Origin of the sequence: Sphingomonas sp., from assembly GCF_041661885.1 — a bacterium.
Taxonomy (GTDB): domain Bacteria; phylum Pseudomonadota; class Alphaproteobacteria; order Sphingomonadales; family Sphingomonadaceae; genus Sphingomonas.
Window position 1 is genome coordinate 291,701 of sequence record NZ_JBAZTL010000005.1, and the last position, 18,662, is coordinate 310,362.

Annotated in this window: 17 protein-coding genes; 10 read left to right on the plus strand and 7 right to left on the minus strand. The window is 62.9% G+C overall.

The features are described from left to right. The first annotated feature begins 106 nt into the window (after positions 1-106). Positions 107-442 carry a hypothetical protein gene (locus WC704_RS12020; protein ID WP_372890155.1) on the plus strand — a complete coding sequence of 112 codons (336 nt, stop codon included), beginning with the start codon at positions 107-109 and terminating at the stop codon, positions 440-442. 1 nt (position 443) lies between these two features. Here WC704_RS12020 and WC704_RS12025 read toward each other — a convergent pair whose 3' ends face one another. Further along, positions 444-617, minus strand: a complete 174-nt coding sequence (locus tag WC704_RS12025; RefSeq protein WP_372890157.1) for a hypothetical protein — start codon at positions 615-617, stop codon at positions 444-446. A gap of 432 nt (positions 618-1,049) precedes the next feature. Between WC704_RS12025 and WC704_RS12030 the strand changes: the two genes are divergently transcribed. The 4 genes from WC704_RS12030 to WC704_RS12045 all read left to right on the plus strand — a co-directional run bounded on the left by WC704_RS12030 (position 1,050) and on the right by WC704_RS12045 (position 3,152). Further along, positions 1,050-1,370 carry a DUF736 domain-containing protein gene (locus WC704_RS12030; RefSeq protein WP_372890159.1) on the plus strand — a complete coding sequence of 107 codons (321 nt, stop codon included), beginning with the start codon at positions 1,050-1,052 and terminating at the stop codon, positions 1,368-1,370. A gap of 360 nt (positions 1,371-1,730) precedes the next feature. Next, entirely contained in the window at positions 1,731-1,955 is a 225-nt protein-coding gene (locus WC704_RS12035) for a helix-turn-helix transcriptional regulator (RefSeq protein WP_372890161.1), read from the plus strand. Further along, entirely contained in the window at positions 1,948-2,520 is a 573-nt protein-coding gene (locus WC704_RS12040) for a S26 family signal peptidase (protein ID WP_372890163.1), read from the plus strand. Before WC704_RS12035 ends, WC704_RS12040 begins: the two co-directional genes overlap by 8 nt. Next, positions 2,508-3,152, plus strand: coding sequence for a lytic transglycosylase domain-containing protein (locus WC704_RS12045; protein ID WP_372890164.1), 645 nt, complete (start codon positions 2,508-2,510; stop codon positions 3,150-3,152). Before WC704_RS12040 ends, WC704_RS12045 begins: the two co-directional genes overlap by 13 nt. Here WC704_RS12045 and WC704_RS12050 read toward each other — a convergent pair. After that, the gene (locus WC704_RS12050; protein WP_372890166.1) at positions 3,149-3,466 is read right to left on the minus strand and encodes a hypothetical protein; all 318 of its coding nucleotides are present in this window, start codon (positions 3,464-3,466) and stop codon (positions 3,149-3,151) included. The two genes, WC704_RS12045 and WC704_RS12050, sit on opposite strands and share 4 nt — an antisense overlap. Before the next feature lie 392 nt (positions 3,467-3,858). Here WC704_RS12050 and WC704_RS12055 point away from each other — a divergent pair, with 392 nt between their 5' ends. From WC704_RS12055 to WC704_RS12075, 5 genes are all read left to right on the plus strand, one after another. Next, positions 3,859-4,218 carry a hypothetical protein gene (locus tag WC704_RS12055; protein ID WP_372890168.1) on the plus strand — a complete coding sequence of 120 codons (360 nt, stop codon included), beginning with the start codon at positions 3,859-3,861 and terminating at the stop codon, positions 4,216-4,218. A 342-nt stretch (positions 4,219-4,560) separates the two neighbouring features. Then, complete coding sequence (gene rlxS / locus WC704_RS12060; RefSeq protein ID WP_372890170.1) at positions 4,561-6,573, plus strand: relaxase/mobilization nuclease RlxS; 2,013 nt, start codon at positions 4,561-4,563, stop codon at positions 6,571-6,573. 289 nt (positions 6,574-6,862) lie between these two features. Further along, complete coding sequence (locus tag WC704_RS12065; RefSeq protein ID WP_372890172.1) at positions 6,863-7,852, plus strand: restriction endonuclease; 990 nt, start codon at positions 6,863-6,865, stop codon at positions 7,850-7,852. Between the two features lie 255 nt (positions 7,853-8,107). Next, positions 8,108-9,736 (plus strand): DGQHR domain-containing protein, encoded by a 1,629-nt coding sequence (locus tag WC704_RS12070; RefSeq protein WP_372890174.1) that lies wholly within the window; start codon positions 8,108-8,110, stop codon positions 9,734-9,736. 39 nt (positions 9,737-9,775) lie between these two features. Further along, entirely contained in the window at positions 9,776-10,480 is a 705-nt protein-coding gene (locus WC704_RS12075) for a hypothetical protein (protein ID WP_372890176.1), read from the plus strand. Positions 10,481-10,528: 48 nt separating this feature from the next. Here WC704_RS12075 and WC704_RS12080 read toward each other — a convergent pair whose 3' ends face one another. The 5 genes from WC704_RS12080 to WC704_RS12100 form a co-directional block, all read right to left on the minus strand. Next, a complete protein-coding gene (locus WC704_RS12080; protein WP_372890178.1) occupies positions 10,529-12,058 on the minus strand; it encodes an ATP-binding protein in 1,530 nt (509 codons plus the stop codon). Next, positions 12,055-13,677 (minus strand): radical SAM protein, encoded by a 1,623-nt coding sequence (locus WC704_RS12085; protein WP_372890180.1) that lies wholly within the window; start codon positions 13,675-13,677, stop codon positions 12,055-12,057. The genes WC704_RS12080 and WC704_RS12085 overlap by 4 nt, the downstream gene beginning before the upstream one ends. After that, on the minus strand, positions 13,677-14,690 hold the full coding sequence (locus tag WC704_RS12090; RefSeq protein WP_372890182.1) for a DGQHR domain-containing protein: 1,014 nt from the start codon (positions 14,688-14,690) through the stop codon (positions 13,677-13,679). Before WC704_RS12090 ends, WC704_RS12085 begins: the two co-directional genes overlap by 1 nt. A 183-nt stretch (positions 14,691-14,873) precedes the next feature. Continuing rightward, positions 14,874-16,538: an ATP-binding protein gene (locus WC704_RS12095; protein ID WP_372890184.1), complete on the minus strand. Its 1,665-nt coding sequence runs from the start codon at positions 16,536-16,538 to the stop codon at positions 14,874-14,876. Positions 16,539-16,551: 13 nt separating this feature from the next. Next, positions 16,552-18,477, minus strand: a complete 1,926-nt coding sequence (locus tag WC704_RS12100; protein ID WP_372890186.1) for a PIN-like domain-containing protein — start codon at positions 18,475-18,477, stop codon at positions 16,552-16,554. Positions 18,478-18,662: the final 185 nt, after the last annotated feature.

The following is an 18,662-nucleotide window of genomic DNA, read 5'->3' on the forward strand; positions in this document are numbered from 1 at the left end:
CTCATACTATGCCAATAGTGTGGAGGTACTGATGATTACGACTCACAAATTCCCTTATCGAAATGGCGAATTACGGATCGGCTGGGCATCGTGGGACGATGGTTCGATGACGGCGCGTTCGATCAAATACGCCTATCCCGATGCAAGCGGCAAGATATCGCGCGGCTCGCCCGAACTCCCGTTTGACATCCTCGTTGATATGCTTGTGCTCGCCGGCGACCAGAAGGAAATAGACGAGTCGCTGCCCACCCTCGGCGATCCGAACCTCGCCGACCCCGCGACGATGAGCGACCAGGATTTGAAGGACGAGAAGACGGTCCTGTCAACGACGCTCATCCGCCTGCAGCCGTTGGTGGTCGCGGTGCGCTGGGCGGAGTGGTCCGTTTATGATCAGATTGGTGCGCGGCTCGACGCGATCAGGGCCGAGATCGCGCGGCGCTGAATTATGCCAATCCTCCCCCACCAAGATCGTGTCCAACTCGCCTGAATATGCTTGTTTGCATGATGCCGGTCACGCCGACGCATCCCTGAAAGGGCGGCGCGACGGCGACCGGCAGGAGCGCGGCAAAGCGCGTCGGCAGACGGATAGCGATCATCGACATGGCGCTGGCGTCCATCGCCTTTCGCGCCAGGTCCGAAACCCTGTCCTGTCGTCAGTGGACATGCCGACAGCTATATAGGCGGCATCGCCGTGCGTGCATCGGGCAGATGATCCGATGGTGCGGAGCGGGTTTGCGCCGTCCCCGGCCGATCCATCGCGTGAGATGCATCAGCGGCATCGTCGTCATTTTTGCTGCCGCGTCCCGCGCCGTTTCCGGCTCCTCGGGCGCATGACCTGGGACGGCCGCAGTCCCGCGAAACCATCGCCGTGCGGCTTATTTCCCCGCCCGCCAAGGCGGGCTCCTCGCGGTCGCTTCGCTTCAAATAAGCCTTCGGCTCCGGTCCTCCGCTGCCGCTCCGGCCTGCCGGTTCGCAGGCCCGCTGTGACCGTCCTTCCGGTCCGCCCATCGCCCGGAAACGGTTCGGGGCGACTTTTCAGGAGACGAACAATGCCCGCCATCGGTTATGTCACCCGCGACGGAAACGGCTTCAAGGGCCAGCTCAAGACGCTCTCGATCCGCGCCGAGATCGAGATCATTCCCAACACCCGCAAGTCCGGCGACACCCAGCCCGACTACCGCGTGTCGGCGGCCGGCGTCGAGGTCGGAGCCGGTTGGGTCCGGCGCGGTGAAATGAGCGGCAAGGACTATGTGTCGCTGTCGCTCGCCGCCCCCGAATTCGGCCCGCGCCGGCTCTACGCCAATCTCGGCCGCGCCGCCGGACAGGATGATGACGACGCCTTCGCGATCATCTGGAACCCGGCCGATTGATAGCATCGCCCCGCGTCCGCCAAGGGCGCGGGGCATGAAGCGGTGCGCCGGATTTGCCATAGCTCGCGAGGGACTCTGCAGGCGGGGGCGTCTGCACCGTCCGCTTTCCGTTGCACGGATGAAAGTCCGTGCCACCCGGTTCAACCCACACCGCTTCATACCGAAATCGAGCCAAAGGAGCCCGGCCGACTGAACCCTGCGCCCCGCGTCCCGCAACGGCGCGGAGCATCGCTACCGGCCCGAAAGGAGGAGGGTCGGAATCGCATGGGTCGATTTGCGACCCTGCCGAAGATGGCCAGATCGATCCAATCCGCGCTCATCAGCCGGCGCACGATGCACCGGCCCAGATGGACCGTTATCATGGACGATACTGCCGAACGTGCGCAGGCCGCGCGCGAATCCTGCCCCTTCCTTACCGCTAAGCAGGCGGCCTTTCATCTCGGCCTCGCCTACTCGACGCTGAAGCGTCTGCGCCAAGCGGGAACGGGTCCGAAATGCCGCCTGCATGGCCGCACCTGGCGTTATCATATCGACGATATCGAGGCGTGGTCGGCGGCTCGCGCACGCGGAGGCGACCGTGGTTGAGCGCCGCGACCTGCCGCTTTTCGCCTGGGGCAACGCGCTGCGCGCCGCCCGCGCACGCCGCACAAAGCTGCGCCGCCGCGCCGGAGTGATTGCCGCTGGCATCGCCTGCCTTGGCCTCACGATCGCGCTGCCACCGCTGCCTCGGCTGGTCTGGAATGCCAGCGCCAGCGCGCCGATCGGCCTCTATGCCGTGTCGCCCGGTGCGCTGCTCAAACGCGGCGACATGGTGATCGCCTGGTCGCCGGCCGAAGCGCGGCAACTGGCCGCGAGCCGCCACTATCTGCCCAGCAACGTGCCACTGGTGAAACGCATCGCCGGCATTGCCGGGGACACGATCTGCGCGGTGGATCGGGTGGTGGCGGTGAACGGAAGGCCGGTCGCCAAACGGCGCGTCGCCGATGCGGCGGGCCGTCCGCTGCCGGCATGGCAGGGGTGTATCCGGCTCGGACCTGGCATGGTCTTCTTGGTCATGACCGAGACCCCGGACTCGTTCGACGGACGCTATTTCGGGCCGACGCTGGCGCAGGATGTAATCGGCAAGGCGACCCCGCTGTGGCTACGCTGAGAACGCTCGCGATCGTCGTCGCATTGCTGGTCGCGCACCCCGCGGCTGCCGATCCACCGAGAACAGACGCGGTATTACGCTGGCGTGCGGAGATCGCCGAGGCATCCGCGCGGTTCGGTGTGCCGGTGGCGTGGATCGAGCGGGTGATGCGCGCCGAAAGCGGTGGCCAGACCATGCTCGATGGGCGGCCGATCACCAGCCGGGCGGGCGCAATGGGCCTGATGCAATTGATGCCAGCAACCTGGGCGGCGATGCGTGCCGCGCACGGACTTGGGCGCAATCCCCATGATCCACGCGACAATATCCTCGCCGGGACTGCCTATCTGCGCGCGATGTATGACCGCTTCGGCTATCCCGGCCTATTCGCCGCCTATAATGCCGGACCGGGCCGTTACGAAGCATATCTTGCATCCGGCCGGACGTTGCCGGGGGAGACACGCGCCTATCTTGCGCAGGTGTCGGGCACCCGTTTGGGAATAATCGGAAATGCGGCTCTCCCGGCCGCCAGCATGTTTGTTGTGCTGGCGACTGCGAGGCAGCCTGCCGGCCGATCGCACGCCGGCGAGCCGCCACCGAGCCTGTTCGTCACCCTATCCCCGACTGCTCCTGACGGAGAGACCGGGGTGCGCTAGTGCGAGCCACTGCCCAGGAATCTCTTCGTGCGTGCGCGACTTTCCGCAGTCTCGACAGCCTCTTCTGCATGGGAGCACTCGTCGCCACGAACCGAGCCGTCCCGGCAGCCGGCGATGATCTTGCGGGCTTCATCAAGATTCGCGGCGAAATACTGTGTGCCGCGCGGACCCGCGATTGCCGTCGGGACGAGTCCCGCAACTGTGCCTGTCGGAGTCGGCGTAACCGGATCGATGACGGGCCGCAGCACGAACCCGATCACAAATCCTGCGATCAGCATGATAGAAGAAATGACGACGGATTTACGCTGCACCATGACGACGAAACTCGGCTGACGGTTAACTCTATCATACCAGAATCACTGGCTTTTCGCAAAACGCAGATGCCGCAGAATCGGATGAAGAAGGGGCCGATGCGGCACGCTATGATAGACAGCGCGCTTCGGTGAGGTGGGAGGGCTCGTCTCGGCAAGGCCCAGCATGACGGGCGCCGAAGCGGCTGTGCAAGGCCGGCGGCACCTCCAATTTTGCCGCGAAATAGAGCGTGCTTCGCACGCGCTTTTGTTCGTTCCTGCGCAACAAAATCGGTTCCTCCGCCGCCGCTGCGCGGCGCTTCCGGCTTCGCCTCCAGCGGCCCTGACAGCCGCTCCGCCACCCGTCTTCGGAGGGCTGTCCTCAATGAGGAGGATTTCAAGCAAAGGAGGCGATCATGTCCATGTTTCAACCCATCGGTGTAGCGTCGGACCGCGTGGTGGCGACGCTCGTGGCGGGGCTCGAAATCGAGTTCGGACGGGGTGCTGGCGAAGCGCTGGCGCAGCGGTTTCTGGAGGCCGAGGAAAGCGATTTCCTGTGGGATGCGAGGGCGTCGGAGCGTTGGCTCGGGGCGTATGAGAGCATCGACGAAGAGGATTTCGAACTCGATCGGGTGGCGATCATCGGTCGGCTGGATGGCCGCTGGTTCGTCGCGGTGAGCATCGTCGATGGCGATGGGAACGCGCATGGATTGATGGGGCGGCGTAGCTTCAGGAGCGAACGGCAGGCACGCAAAGCCTTTGCGGCGACGCATTGATCGGGGCATCGGAGACGCCGGGACAGGGTGCCGGACAGGCATCGTGTCCCGGCTTCTTTTTGCCTCGGCTCGGGCGAAATGAACGGGCAACAGGAAGGCGGAAATAGGCGGCAGGAGCGGCTCAGACGGGAGGGCAGCGTAAGGCAAGATAAAGCTATGGCACTGGCGTTCCATAACCCTTTGTCTGCACATCGTTTTTTGGACCTGCGACCGACACTGTCCTCTCGACACCAGTGCCGTTCCGCGCCGAAAGGGCGGCATTCCGCCCTGTACGGCAGCACCGGTTTTCATATCACGGGCTGCGAGGCATGCTTCCTCTTCCACGCCTCCGGAATCAGGAAAATGGCCGACGACGACAGCTTTGAACCGCGCCTCGGGCGCCAGCGCCAGCAAGGCGGCAAGCGCGCCCGGCGCTATCTCGGCCGCGTCCTTGCCGCCGCCAATCTTGCGCGCGGCGGCGCGGCTGCCCCCGGCTTCGCGCGGGGAGCATTCTCGGGCACCCGGATCGGGCGTGGCGCGGGCGTCGGCCGGATGCTCGCCAGCCGTGGCGGCCATGCGGCGTCGAACGGTCGCCGCGTCATCGTCAAGGCAAGCATCGTCAAGCTTGCCGGCAAGGGCGCGTCAGCCGCTGCCGCGCACCTGCGCTATCTCCAGCGCGACGGCACCACGCGCGAGGGCGAACGCGGCACGCTCTACGGGCGCGATGCCGATACCGTCGACGGCAAGGCGTTCGGCGAACGCGGGGCTGGCGATCGCCACCAGTTCCGCTTCATCGTCTCGCCCGAAGACGGCGATCAATATGACGATCTGAAACCGCTCACCCGGCGGCTGATGGCGCGCATGGAAGAGGATCTCGGGACCAGGCTCGATTGGGTGGCGATCGACCATTTCAACACCGGCCATCCGCACACCCATATCGTCGTGCGCGGAAGGGATGATCGTGGCGCCGATCTCGTCATCGCCCGCGACTATATGACGACCGGCATCCGCGAGCGCGCCGCCGAGCTGGTCGATCTCGATCTCGGCCCGCGCACCCATCGCGAAATCGCGCAGACGCTGCGCGCCGAGGTTGAGCAGGAACGCCTGACCTCGGTCGACCGGGCCTTGCTCAAGGGAGCGGACGCCGAGCGAGTGGTCGCGACCCATGGCCGCGAGGCCTTCGACCAGACGCTGCGCGCCGGCCGACTGGCGAAGCTGTCGCGCCTGGGCCTGGCCGAGCCGCTCGGTGCCGGGCGCTTCCGGCTCGCGCCCGACCTCGCCGATACGCTCCGCGCATTGGGTGAACGCGGCGACATCATCCGCACGATGCAGCGCGAATTTTCCCGTGCCGCAGTCGAGCGGGCGCAAGCCGACCAGGCGATCTACGATCCGACTGCACCCGATGCCCGCCCGCTGGTCGGCCGCGTGCTGGCGCGCGGGCTCGCCGACGAGCATGCCGATCGCCACTATCTGATCGTCGAAGGCGTGGACGGGCGCAGCCATTATGTGGCGATCGGCAAGGCTGTCCTGAGCTTCGTCGAAGGGGGCACGGAAAACGACGTCAGCTTGCGGCGTGGTGCAATCGTGCGGATCGATCCGGTCAGCCCGACAGTGCGGGAGGTGGATCGGACCCTCGCCGCGGTCGCCGCCGCCAATGATGGACGATACGATGTGGATGCCCATCTTCGCCACGATCCGACCGCCACGCAGGCCTTCGCTGAAACCCATGTCCGACGGCTGGAGGCGATGCGACGGATATCGGGTATCGTCGAGCGCGAGCCGTCGGGCCGCTGGATCATCGCGCCGGACCATCTCGATCGCGTGACAGCCCATGAGACGGCGAAGCTGCGGGACCGTCCCGTCGCAATCACCATGCTGTCACCGCAGCCGCTCGATCGGCTGATCGATGCCGAGGCTGCGACGTGGATCGACAGGGAGCTGGTTTCGGCCGCGCCCGAGCCTGCTCGCGATGCCGGGTTCGGCCACGATCTGCGTGATGCCCAGGCGCGTCGGCGGCAGTGGCTGGTGGCGCAGGGTTTTGCTGAGGAAACCGGGGGCAGCACTACGTTTTCGAACGGCATGATCGCGGCGCTCCAGCGGCGCGAATTGCTGCGGGTCGCGGGCCAGCTCGCCGACGAGGTGAAGATGCCATTCCGGGAGGCTGCCGAGGGCGCCCGGATCGAGGGCGTCTATCGCCGTTCGGTCGATCTCGTCAGCGGACGCTTCGCGCTGATCGAACGCGCCCGGGATTTCACGCTCGTGCCGTGGCGTCCGGTGCTCGAACGGCAGGTCGGCAAATCAGTCTCGGGATTGATGCGCGGCGACGGTATCACCTGGTCGATGGGGCGCGGTCGGAGCGGGCCGAGCATTTCGTGAACATTGGTGGAAGATGGCCTGTCCGCTTTGGAGCGGCTACTGGTCAAAGCTGCCGTTTGTTTATCCGGTCTGGAGCGGTTGAGCAGCGTCCACTGGGTCGTGCAGCGCGCGACGTCTACATTCTCGACCTGCGGTTGGGATCGGGTATCATCCCCGGTCAGCCGACAGAGGGGATCAAGGTCAAGCCGCAGGATTTCCGATGAAAGTCGGCGCCGCCTTGCTCTGATGCGCCCGTGACGATGCCGTGTTCGATGGCTAGTCGTGCTTATAAAGCCGAGGGGGAGATTCTATGGGTGGCATCTGGGGCTCGCGTGAGTTCTTCACCGACGCACTGACGGAGATCGCTGGCTACAAGGCTGGCGTCGTCCTCACCGACCGCGAACTGTTCGAAATCATGCACGACCAGGGCGACGTGGCGATGATCCTCGATCCCGATGGTCCGGGCGGTGGTCGAATTCATTCGAGCTCCTTCTCAGAAGCCGTCGTCACGTTACTGTTCCGCTTGGGGAACACGCCGACGGACAGCAACATGCCGATCACCATCGAGCTGTTCCACAAGCACCGGAATAGTGAGCTGGAAAAGGTCCAACAGGATCTGATGGAGGCATACCTGCGCTTCATGGAATCAGAGCTCAACAAGCCACAAGAGAATGGCATGATAGATCCGCGACCATTGATGCGGGAGATGCACGAGCGTCATGGTCTGCCGGGTTCACGTATGACCATGGAGCTGATCGAGGGTCTTGGCCGAGACATGCATCGCAGTGCGTGGGGGAAGGTGCGGAATGTCGAATGGAAAGACACGGTCGAACTGACTGGCCTGTTCAAGAGCGCTGGCCTTGTGACGCAGCACTCGCACTTCTTCGATCAGCGCTACATCGACTATCTCGCTCAGAACTTCGAGATGATCGACAGCATGCACTGGCGCAAGTTCGAGGGGTTCACGGCGGAGTATTTCGAGCGCGAAGGCTACCGCGTGGCTCTGGGGCCGGGGAGCAACGACGGCGGCGTCGATCTGCGCGTGTATCCCGCCGATGCGGCCCCGGATCGTCCACCGATGATCCTCGTCCAGTGCAAGCGTCAGAAGGCGAAAATCGATAAGGTTTTGGTAAAGTCGGTCTTCGCTGACGTCTTCGAGGAGGAGGCGGATTCAGGCCTCATCGTGACCACGTCGACGATGTCACCGGGCGCGGAAGCCACGCGGACGGCGCGAAGCTATCCGGTAGAAGCGGCCGACAGGACAACGGTCAAAACGTGGCTCGACAAGTTGCGGTCCTGAAGACGTGCCGCGACGGGCAACGGTTTAGATAAGCTAACCTGAGTGCAAGTGGCTAAAGCTCTTAATGAAGCCCTTCTGACCACAAACGTACGATCGCCAAATAATTCATCCGTTGTGGTTCTATCGGCGCTGATACGCAGGGATTCAGGCGGAATCGCCCGCTAACGGACGATTGGGGTAGCCGTGTCGCCCCTTGGGGATGGACGTTAATCCTTCCACCCGACAATATGCCGCGGACGGAAGGGGATAATTCTGATGACGGCTGGCCTGGGGACGCTGGTTGGGGGTGACGACCTCAAGTCGATCTATGCCCTTCGATCGAAGAAGTTCGACGAGAAGACAGTCAGCGCATCGAGCGCGACAGCACTTCAGATGAAGCGCGAGGCCGAGGAGCACGACGGCTGGACATTGGCCAAGGCGAACAAGCGCTCTCTCCGCATGCAGCGGGAGAAGCCCGTCGACCGCCAGCTTGAGGACGACGTCTGGGCGCTCTTCTTTCGGATGGGCTTCAAGGAGCTGAACGCCGACCGCAACTTCATGGTGACGGGCAAGGACGGGAAGGGCGGCCGCCAGCTCGACGTTTTCGCGAAAGACGACGAGACGGTGTTCGTTGTCGAATGCACACATTCACGGGATGGCGGTTCGAAGTCCATCAAGTCCCTTCTCGATAAAATTGAGGCCGTTCGCGAGGACGTGCTTGCGGCGGTCCAGGCGAAATATGGCCGCGAACCGAAGCTCAAGGTCAAGCTGGCCATCGCGACTAGGAATGTCGACATCCGCACCGCCGACAAGGAACGGGCGGCATTGGCGAAGGTGCCGATCATCACCGAAGCCGATCTCGAATACTTCCAGCGCCTTGCAGGCATCCTCCGCGACGCTTCGCGCTATCAGTTTCTCGGCCGTTACCTCCGCGACGAGAAGGTCGAGGGGCTCCGGAATAAACTGCCTGCGACGCGCGGTCGGGTGGGATCGACCACTTTCTACAGCTTTCTCATTTCTCCGCATGAGCTGCTGCGCATCGCCTACATCAGTCACATGGGCCGTACGTCGAACGACGACCTTGAGACATATCAGCGGATGGTGAAGCCCGCGCGGTTGAAGGCGATCGGCGCCTATATCGATGAAGGCGGCACATTCCCCACGAACATCGTCGTCAACATCAAGCGCGATGGGCTCCGGTTCGACGTGAAGGAGACATTCGGCGAGACCGCCACGGGGACGCTCGAGCTACCCGGGCAATATGGCTCGGCTTGGGTGATCGACGGGCAACACCGTCTATACGGTTATGCCTATGCAGGCCGTGATGCCGACGAGGACCGTTCCGTGGTGTCGGTCCTGGCCTACGAGAACCTGCCTGCGCGGGCCGAGATCGAGATGTTCGTCGACATCAATACGCAGCAGGTGAAGGTCGCGCGCAATCTGGTCAACGAGCTGATCTCGAACTTGAACATCGAGGATGATGATCCGAGGAAGAGGCTCGAGGCGATCTGTGCGCGGGCGGTACTCAACATGGGCTCGGACAAGGCGTCCCCGCTAAAGGACCGCATCCTCACGATCGGCAGCGAGAAGACGAACTGGAAGTGCCTGACGCTCACGTCACTCGTCGATGGCATGGAGGGCAACAACCTTGTCGGCACTATCCATCGACCATCCGGGCGCAACGGCTCGGCAGTTTTGCATCCCGGGCCGCTCGGCCACCTTTCGACCGAGCCCGCAGACTTCATCCGCAAGTCACAACGCAGCCTCCAGCTCTACTTCTCCCTGTTCGCCAATGGTGCGAATGATCACTGGGAACTTGGCGACGCGAAGGGCGGTTACCTCTGCACAAACCTCGGTCTTCGGGCGCTGTTGGTGCTGCTCACCAAGCTGATCGAGTTTGTGTAGCGGGACGGTACCCGCGTCGTATCGATGTCCCCAGAGGAGTTGATTGACCTTGTCGAGCCTTACGCTCGCCCGATCAGTCAGTTCTTCAGCCGCGCCAGCGCCAGTGAAGTTGCCTACTTCCGCAATCGTGGAAGCTCTCTTGCAAGCGTGGATCAGAATGCGAAGCAGATGATGGCCATAGTCGCCTCCGCCAAGCCCGAATTCGACCTGCCTGAGATCAAGGCGTATCTCGATTCCCAGGATGCTGCCGGCACCGAGCAGGCCCGCGACATGATCCTGGAGATTCACAAGATCCTGTACGACGACGTCCTCTCGACGCTGAAGTCGCATTACGGCGAGGTCAGAGATGCGTGGTGGATTACCGGCGTGCCCAAGCAAGTCAGGATCGACTGCGACGTTCGCTACAACAACGAAGGCGACACCTCGCGGGACCGGTGGCAGTCACTGAACCTGATCGATTACTCGCAGATCGTGGTCTACGAAGGCAATTGGGACCTCTTCAAGGACCGTTACAACTTCTACGGCAAGGGCGCGAAGGCGAAGCTCGCTCGCTGGATCGGCAAGATCAGCCGACTGCGCAACATAACGACCCACGTCGAGAAGGGACCACTCTCGCGGGATGAGGTCGATTACGTGCGGGAGGTCTATGCGCTGGTGAAACGTCACATCGAGGGTGATGAGCCAGTGGATGGAAAGACCCAGCTGCTGTTCGACGAGTCGGAAGAGCAGCGCGCCGCCGCATAGGTCTGGTGTCGATCTCGAGGCGACAGGCGCGCCTGGTCGTCTGATGGATCAGGCGATCTTGGAGATCATCCGGTCGACCAGGCTCTTCGCCGCTGCACGATTGACCGAACACTCGTAGATCAGCGAGAACATCTCCTCATACCAATCGCGCCGATCCTTGCTGAGCCGATCGAGCGGTGATGACTTGGGGGCGTCCGAGCCCGCCAGTTGTTCAAGTTGGTCGCGCAGGGCTGCGACGTCGTTCCTGACGCTACCGTCGGCGCCGTCGACGAGATCGGGTTCCCCGAGGAGCTTCTCCGCCCGCATGAGTGACAGTTCGACCGTCAACGCCATCCGATCGTGGCCGGCGGTGTTCAGCCCGCCTTGCGCTAGGACGGCCAGACCCTCACGAGCCGCTGCCTGCTCGAGTTCGAGATCGCGCAGACGCTTACGGTCTCGCGAACTCGTGCGGCAACGGTTGGCGACGTCCCGGCCCAATGGCGCGAGGTGGTTCTTCAGGTTGGCGAGGTGGACGTTGCGCTCGAAGTCGTCACGCCGGCCGTTTGGAATTATCCGGGGATCGAGGACGTGTATCTCGCCGACCGTCCACGCATCGAAGCGCGTCTCCGGGAAGATGTCGGCAAGGACCCCGGCCTCCCCGATCTGCACGTCGCCCGCGCGGACGCGCAGACCGCGAACGTGCGTCGAGGGATGGATGGCTCCTTCGTAATCGTGGTGTGCTACCCAGCCGACGGCGCCGATGCCGCCGTCGACGGAGGGTACCTCGACGAACGCGACTTCGCGCAGCCGCAGTGGACGTCCGCCCTCGATCGGTATTTCGTCGCGGAACGGTCGTGTCAGTGGCTCACCGCCATTGATCGTAATCTCCAGGTCGCCCAGGCCAACTGATCCGCCAAGCGTCTCGACGATCGACGCGGTCGGCGCGAAGCGCGGGTCAAGCGGAACAGGTGCGATCTCGGACAGGTAGTCGGCGACGGCACCGGGCGACATGACGCGATCGTCGCCCTGCCGTGCAACACCTTCGAGCCGGACCTCGAAGAATGGTTCGCCGGCGTCCTTGGCGATGGTCGTCATCGTGATGGCGTCGATGATCGACGCGAGATCGCGCGCGTCGGTCGGATCACGCAGGGCGGTGCGAAGCGCTTGGCAGTTCCAGGTCATCGTGGACACGTTGTCCTCGCCAGCGGCTCGCGATTGAAAGGTCAAGCCACGGGCGTAGGCGAGGCCCGACAAACGGCCGACGCCGCGGAAGCCACGCGCCCCGGTTCCGCGCTTGGCGCTCGCGCCGACAGATGTCAGCACGCGGCGAAACTCCGCCGCCGGGATTCCCGCACCGTCGTCGCGTATAGTGACCGTCCTTGCGGCCGCATCTAGCGAGATCGCGATGCTGCCTGCCTTGAGTCCCGACGCGCGGGCATGATCGACCGCGTCAGCCGCGTTCTGGACGTACTCCCGGTAGATTGTGAGCGGATCGACGTACATCGCGGTCGAGAGCAGCTCGAGGACATCCTTGCCGACGACCGCCGGGCCGCCGCCGACGACCTCGGACTTCTTGGCAAGTCGGATCGGCGCGCTCACGCGGCATGCCTTGCGCGGGTGGGTTCCGCGATGGCGATGATCGGCTCTTCGTCCGCGTCCAGCCCGGCATCCTCGACGCGTTCGTCCTCGGGCACGTTCATCGCGTGTGCGACCTGCTGCCAGTCCGCCTGGCGCCGCCAGATGTCGACAAGCTCGTGCTTGGGGCGGGGCATGTAGTGTTGGAGGATCGATCGGATCCCGGCATCGTCGGTCATGCCGGGCAGCGTGTGGTAGTGGCGAGGGTCGCAGGACGAGAGCAGCGTCTTGAGCTCGTGGCGGCGTTCGGGCGAGAGCCGGGATGCCTCGGAGATGTATTGGTCGTACTCACCGCGACCGTCGAACTTGTCATACCAGTCCCGGTTGAAGATCATGTCGTGGGGCATCATCAGGATCGTCTCGAACTCGGCGACGGTGTCGCCGAACGCGCGACGGAAGAACGTCGGCTCGCCGCTGACGACGCCGTGAGTGGCTTGCAGGATGATTTGCATCGACCGTAGTTCGTAGCGCGACCACTTCTCGCCGATATGGCCCCGATCAGGTCGGTTCGTGGGCTGGAAGCGCATTGGGAACGACCACACGCGGATGTTGAGCTCCTCGTTGAGGGTCACGTTGAGGCGCATCCGCTCGAACAGGTCTGCCGGATCGTCGTGGAAATTGTAGAGCATGTAGTTGGAGAGTTCGGTCAGGCCGTGTTCGTGCGCGTAGCGGACTGCCTGCTCGTAGGGCTTGCGCACACCGAGATGGTCGAAGGCGATCCGAAGCGGCTTCAGGCAGATCGTGGCCAGCTCGCGCAGATACATCGGGTCCTTGCAAAGGATGCGCGCGTCTACGCCTTGATTGAAGTCGACGCGCCGTTGTACAGGGATCCGCGATCCCGGCCGGGTCAGCTTGGCTCCGGGTGTGAAGCCAAGGTCGCGGATCTCGGCGATGATCTCCTTGAAGCGCGCGCTGGCCACCACGTTGTTGTCCATGAGGATCAGGTCCTTCTTGGGACCGTACAGCTCATCGATCGATCGGACGATGTCGGTGAGCGACTCCACGTCGCGCTGCATGCCTTCCAGCTTGGGCACGCCGCAGAACTGGCACTTCCGGATGCAGCCGCGCGACGTGTATGCGAAATAGGCATCGCGGACCGGATATTCGTAGTCGATCTGTGACAGGATGCTGTAATCGGGGACGAGGTCCTCGATCGCGGTGTTGCTGTAGTCGTCGGAATAGAGCTCCTCGGCGAAATCATCGAGCTGGAGCGCCTTGGCGGGTGGTCCGGTAAGTAGCCCCTTGATGAAGCGCACGCCCTGCCAGCGGCGCTCCTCGAGGAATCGCTCGTGCATCAGGGAAGCCGCGATGCCTCCGACGAACACCTTGTCGGCCTGACCGTTCGCCACCTTGAGCGCGTAGTCGATGCTCGTGGATATCTTCGGATATTCGAAGGAGAACAGGGTGGTGACGTAGATGCGGTCCCACGCCTGGGAGAGGACGGACGGATCCTCTCCCTTCACGAACGTAACGTGGTCGTTCTTGCCTTGGGGCCCATGGTACTGGGCGATCTTCATGAGTCCGAGCGGCGGATACTTGTTCTTGTACCCGGGCTCGATGAGCAGGATGCGCTTACCGGCCATCAGGCTGCCTGCCTGACGGTGAGGCGCGAGCGAATCTCGCGCAGCTTTGACGCCGCGGCTGCCACACCGCTCTCGCCGCCAAGGCCACGAAGCGGGCCCTCGGAGGACCAATCGACCTCGCCCGCTAGGTCAGCGAGCTGAGCGATCATCAGGTCCTTAGTCAGTGCGGCGCCGTTCTCGCGCCACATGTCGGCGGCAATCTCCATAAGCGCGTACACTCCGACACCTTTTGCTAGGAGGGAACCACGCGGTCGCGACCAGTCGTCACGCATGGCGATCGACACGGCCACCCAGAAGTCGAGGACGACGCGAGCCGCCTCTTCGGGTGTCCGCTGCTTGAGGATCGAAGACCGCTGTAGGAATCGACGCACCGCCTTCTGCAGCGTGCGCAGCGACGCCTTGCGCGACATTCCGGAGACGCGGTTGCCACCGACGTCGAGCTGTCCGCACCATGGCGAGACCGGATCGTTCGAAAGACACAGTGCGATGAACAGCTCGGGCCGATCATTGGCTAGGTCCTCGCAGAGGCGCGCGTCGTGGAAGTCGAGCAGGCTCCGGTTCAGACCCTTGGCCTTGCGGTTGATGACGGTGAACACCGCCATCTCCTCCTCGACGGTGAGCCCGACGAAGCACATGAAGGGTAGCTCAACGTCGAGGTCTGCAAGGTGGCCGAGGCGATGCTGGCAGTCTACCTGCGCCATCACCGGCCCAGAATCTGAGTCGATCTTCAGGAGTGCTGAGCGGTGCTCCGCCTCCAACAGCCGCCATGCGTTATCGTCGCGCGGGCGCAGGTTGAAGGTGAGGGGGATCGTGGTGCTGCCCTCCTCGCGGATGTAGCGCCGGAAGTCGAGGCTGTGGCTCGAGTTGAAGCGGCGCTGATACCCATCACCTGTTCGCTCATCTAGGATGTCGGGAAAGCTGATCGCATGGAGTTGCCTAGCCGGCGCGAAACCCAGAAGGACGCGTCGGTCGGCCGAACGCCCGGAATGGCAGAGGATTTCGATCGATGGCATGTGGCCTCCCCGCAGCGTGACAATGCGCAATGTGCATCGCAGCGATGCAGGTAGCGCAATGCCTCATCTCGATCTAGCCGGATAGTGTCAAGCGATTCGCTGCTTGGTCGGTGTGGTATCAGGACTAACGCCGCGACGCATGGATAGCCGTGGCGAACAGGGCTGGTCCTAACGTTACCTTGATCATTGGGGTAGACGCTTCTCCAGTGTCTCGCGAACCTCCTCGTAGAGCTCGATGTCCAGGAAGTCATTCAGGACCGACAGGGCAATTGACAGGAATTCTTCCCTAATCGCGCTTCTGAACTGACCATATTCCGACGTCTGCGGCTTCTCGAGGAGGCCGACGCGGATTTGGGTGACTTCTTTGGCGATTGCCTTGAAGCGCACCTGCTCGACGGCGGGTGCGCCACCGCTCGCCTTCTCGATCAACTTCTGGAGGCTGTCGCTGTCCTGCAGGAGCTTCTGCGCTTTCCTCATGCTGAACGGATTGGCGCGCGAGACCGTGAGGAAGTCTTTCCTAAGTTTCGCTGCTTTCTTGTCGAGCATCTCGACCGACATCTGGTGCGCCTTAGATACATCGCGCGCCTCACGTGTCAGCTCCGAGCATATGGTGCTCAGCTCACCCCTTATTTCCAGCCAGCGCGCATCTTCCTCGAAATTGTCGCGCCTTGCATTGGGGACCACCGCCCGCGGATCGACATGTATCTCCCCGACGAACCAGTTGGACCAACGACTGAACGGCTGGCGAATCTCGTTGGTCGTGGGGACCAGGGTTATGAGCTCGTTGCCGTCGATCTGGATGTTCTTCAGTCGGAACCGGATTCCGCTGATCTTTCCATCTTGATATTCACCAGGCTTGGTCTTGTGGCCGATCCAGCCCCACCACGCTCCGGACGCTCCATAGATCAGATCGACTTTTGCGATGGGCACGTCAGCCGGACTGTCGTTCACACCGAGTTTCATGCGGTATGGCTTGTGGACAAGGCGTTCGGGAGCGGTCTCGCTGCTCTTGATTGCCAGTGCGACCGAGGACACCGGGATTCGCTCGAGCATGGATGAGGCGTCATCCTCGAGCACGGTCCAGTCGGGCCGCTCTTGTAGCGGGTCGTCGTCTTCGTCCGCCTCGTCGACCTCGGGAATGGCGAGTTCTGCAGCGTCGCCCAGAATCTGATCCCGGTACTTCCGGAAGTCGGGATGATAGTCGACCGGCGCGACCTGGGCGAGAAAGCTCTCGAGCTGCAGCGCGTCCAGCGCTTCGACGGGAGCGTTGCGCAACCCAAGCAAGGATACTTCGAAGTAGTGGGCCTCCGCATCCGTGGCCTTCATCTGGTCGAACGTCGTGCACGACGTGATCAGGTCAACCGCCGGCTTCCTGCCGGATTCCAGCATGCCGCGTCGAAGCGCATCGCAATCGAACCACACGATCGTCTCGAGGTCCTCGCCGGCCGCCTTGGTTCGGAACTGAAGCGTTCGCGAGAATGCGATGCCTGCGAGCCGTCCGATGCCGCGGAACCCTGCCTGCCGGCCTCGTTCCTTACGCGACGCACCCACCGCGGTGAGCGTCCCGACAGCGATCCTCTGCGGCAGCCCGATGCCGTTGTCGTGGATGACGAGGCTCGCGCCATCGTCGCCCATGGTGATCGTTATTTTGCCCCTATCCGTTCGGAGAATCTTGGCGTCGATGGCCGACTGGATGCCGTCGAAACTGTTTTGCACGTACTCGCGGATGGCATTCTTCCGCTCGCCGTACATGCCCGTCGTGATCGACTCGAGCAGGAACGAGCCGATCAGCGGTTCCGGAACCGGGCGGCCTTTGGACTTTGGCGCTGCGCGTCGCGTGATCACCATTTTTCCATACCCCTTAATCTTCGTTCTCGACGCCAGCGAACTCCGGCACTCTGACCATCGAGTCGAGCTCCACGTCGGCGACGATCCTCTGTCTCGGCAGCAGAAAAAACCTTGAGACGATGTCGAGCAGCGTTCCCACCTCAACATCGAACGGTGCGGACTCGCGCCCTACGAGAGTACTCAACCGCAGCTGTTCCTCGTCTTGTATCAAGGTGAGTAGGTTCGTCCCGTCCACCTTGATCGCCACGAGGTCGGCATTGGACTTGTTGTCAGCGGACGGGTTTGAGACGACTTCGACGTCGATCGGGCCGTTCAACCCAATGGCGTTCGCGACGCCGAGCTCATTGAGCACCGCGGCCAGTCTTGCAACTGCACCGACCATCTCCGGCGCGGTCGACATGTCGAGCACTGTGATCACGATCCTGGCGCCAGATCGTGGAGCTGGCTTCAGCTCTCTGTCGACATAGAGCGCGCCCATAGCTCCGAAGCAAAGGGGAAGCCTTAGTGCGGCCGGGATTTCCGGTCCGAGATTCCTCAGATTGTCGATAAAAGCCGCGGCTTCCGGAACTTCGTTTGTGGCTAGTTCCGTCGCGACGCGGCCGAGCGCCACGAGGTCATGCACCTCCCACAGCGAAAGCGTGTCAGGCTCAAGCTCCGCGAAAGCCAGTGTCCTGGCAGCCGGTTTATCACCCGTGATGGCGGGTAGCAGATCTGCGGCATGAGGCGAGAGCGCCTCGGTGCTTCTAAGCATCGCGGCATCGAGGATGTCGACATCGAACTCCTCTTCGTCGTCATCGGTGTCGTCGTCCTGTCCCAACTCGGCGCCGAGGAGGCGAGCCGCCGAGCCAAATCGGGTCGCCCAGCTTCTCGCAGCCTTTTGCTTCGTAGGAGGATCAGGGAGGTGCGCATCGATCACGGCTGAGGCGAAATCTCTGAACGTCGAGCCTGCGGTTTCGAGCAGCACCGCGCAATACATCGGGTCAAGCAGGTCCAGCGCACCAGCCCCGAAATCGTGAGCTTCACGCACGAGCAATGGGTGGGCGAGCGGCACGGGGAGCGGGTTGCTGACCCGATGTCGGATGTCTTTGGTCAGGACTGAATCGTTGTTGTACTTCTCGAACCAGTCGTCCTTACGGTCCTTCGTGATGACGATCACCGCGCCGGCGCGCACGTTCTTCGCGTGCCTCAGCACTTCGCGCCAGAAGACGATGTCCCCGAAGCTGTTGTCCGCTTTCGCCGGGACATCCGTCGACTCCTTGCCCTTGTCGCCGTCGCGCTTGTGGGCATCCCTGAACCCTGGCGGTATGGCACCGCGGTTGCGGACGCGTTCGTCGGTTTCGATGTCATCGATAAGTTCGTCGAGCGACCCCGGCACTAGGAGATCGTCGATGTATTTCGCGACTTCCTGAACGCCGACCGCAGCCTCCTTCGACTTGCTCGCCAGGGTCAACATCGCGCGGATCGGTTGTATCGTGCGCTTGAACTCGTCGAGGAACATGGAGCCAGCGTCCTTGAACCCAAAGAGCTGGTCGGAGGAATAGGTGACCAGGCTGCCGTAGAGCTGCTTCGTGGCCTTGTCGAACCGGGTGATGTCGGTCGAGAGTTCCGTGAGGATGGTGTTCTTCAGCTTGTGCTTGAAGAACTCGTGCGCCGACCACAGTGGAACGTGGAATCTCTCGGCACCGACCGTTTCGGTCCACGCGAAGAACTGCTGTCGCGCTGGCTGGCCCAACTTCGCCAGGAGCATCAGGAACGACGTGTCGAAGTAGAGATGCGTCCGGGAATCCGCCGCCAGGACCTTGATGCGTTCAAGATACGCGTTAGCGACTTCGGGAACCCGTCCGAACAGCGGCCCATGCCATTCCCGCAGAGGACGTGCCCGAGGCGTAGATCTGTAATGTTGCCGGCTGTGGCTCTGATGTTGCCTCAAGTGCCGCAACCACCCATTCGCCCGGAAATCTCCGGCGTTATCGCTGATCTCATCCCCGCACCCCCCAAAAACTTCTATGTCCGGAGTCGCATCGTTTCCATCGATGCGGCAGCCCGCGATCGAGGCTAGGTTGAAGAGGAGATCACCGTCAATCGGTCTCTGCCTCCAATTTTCGCCACCGGGCCTGTGCCCGG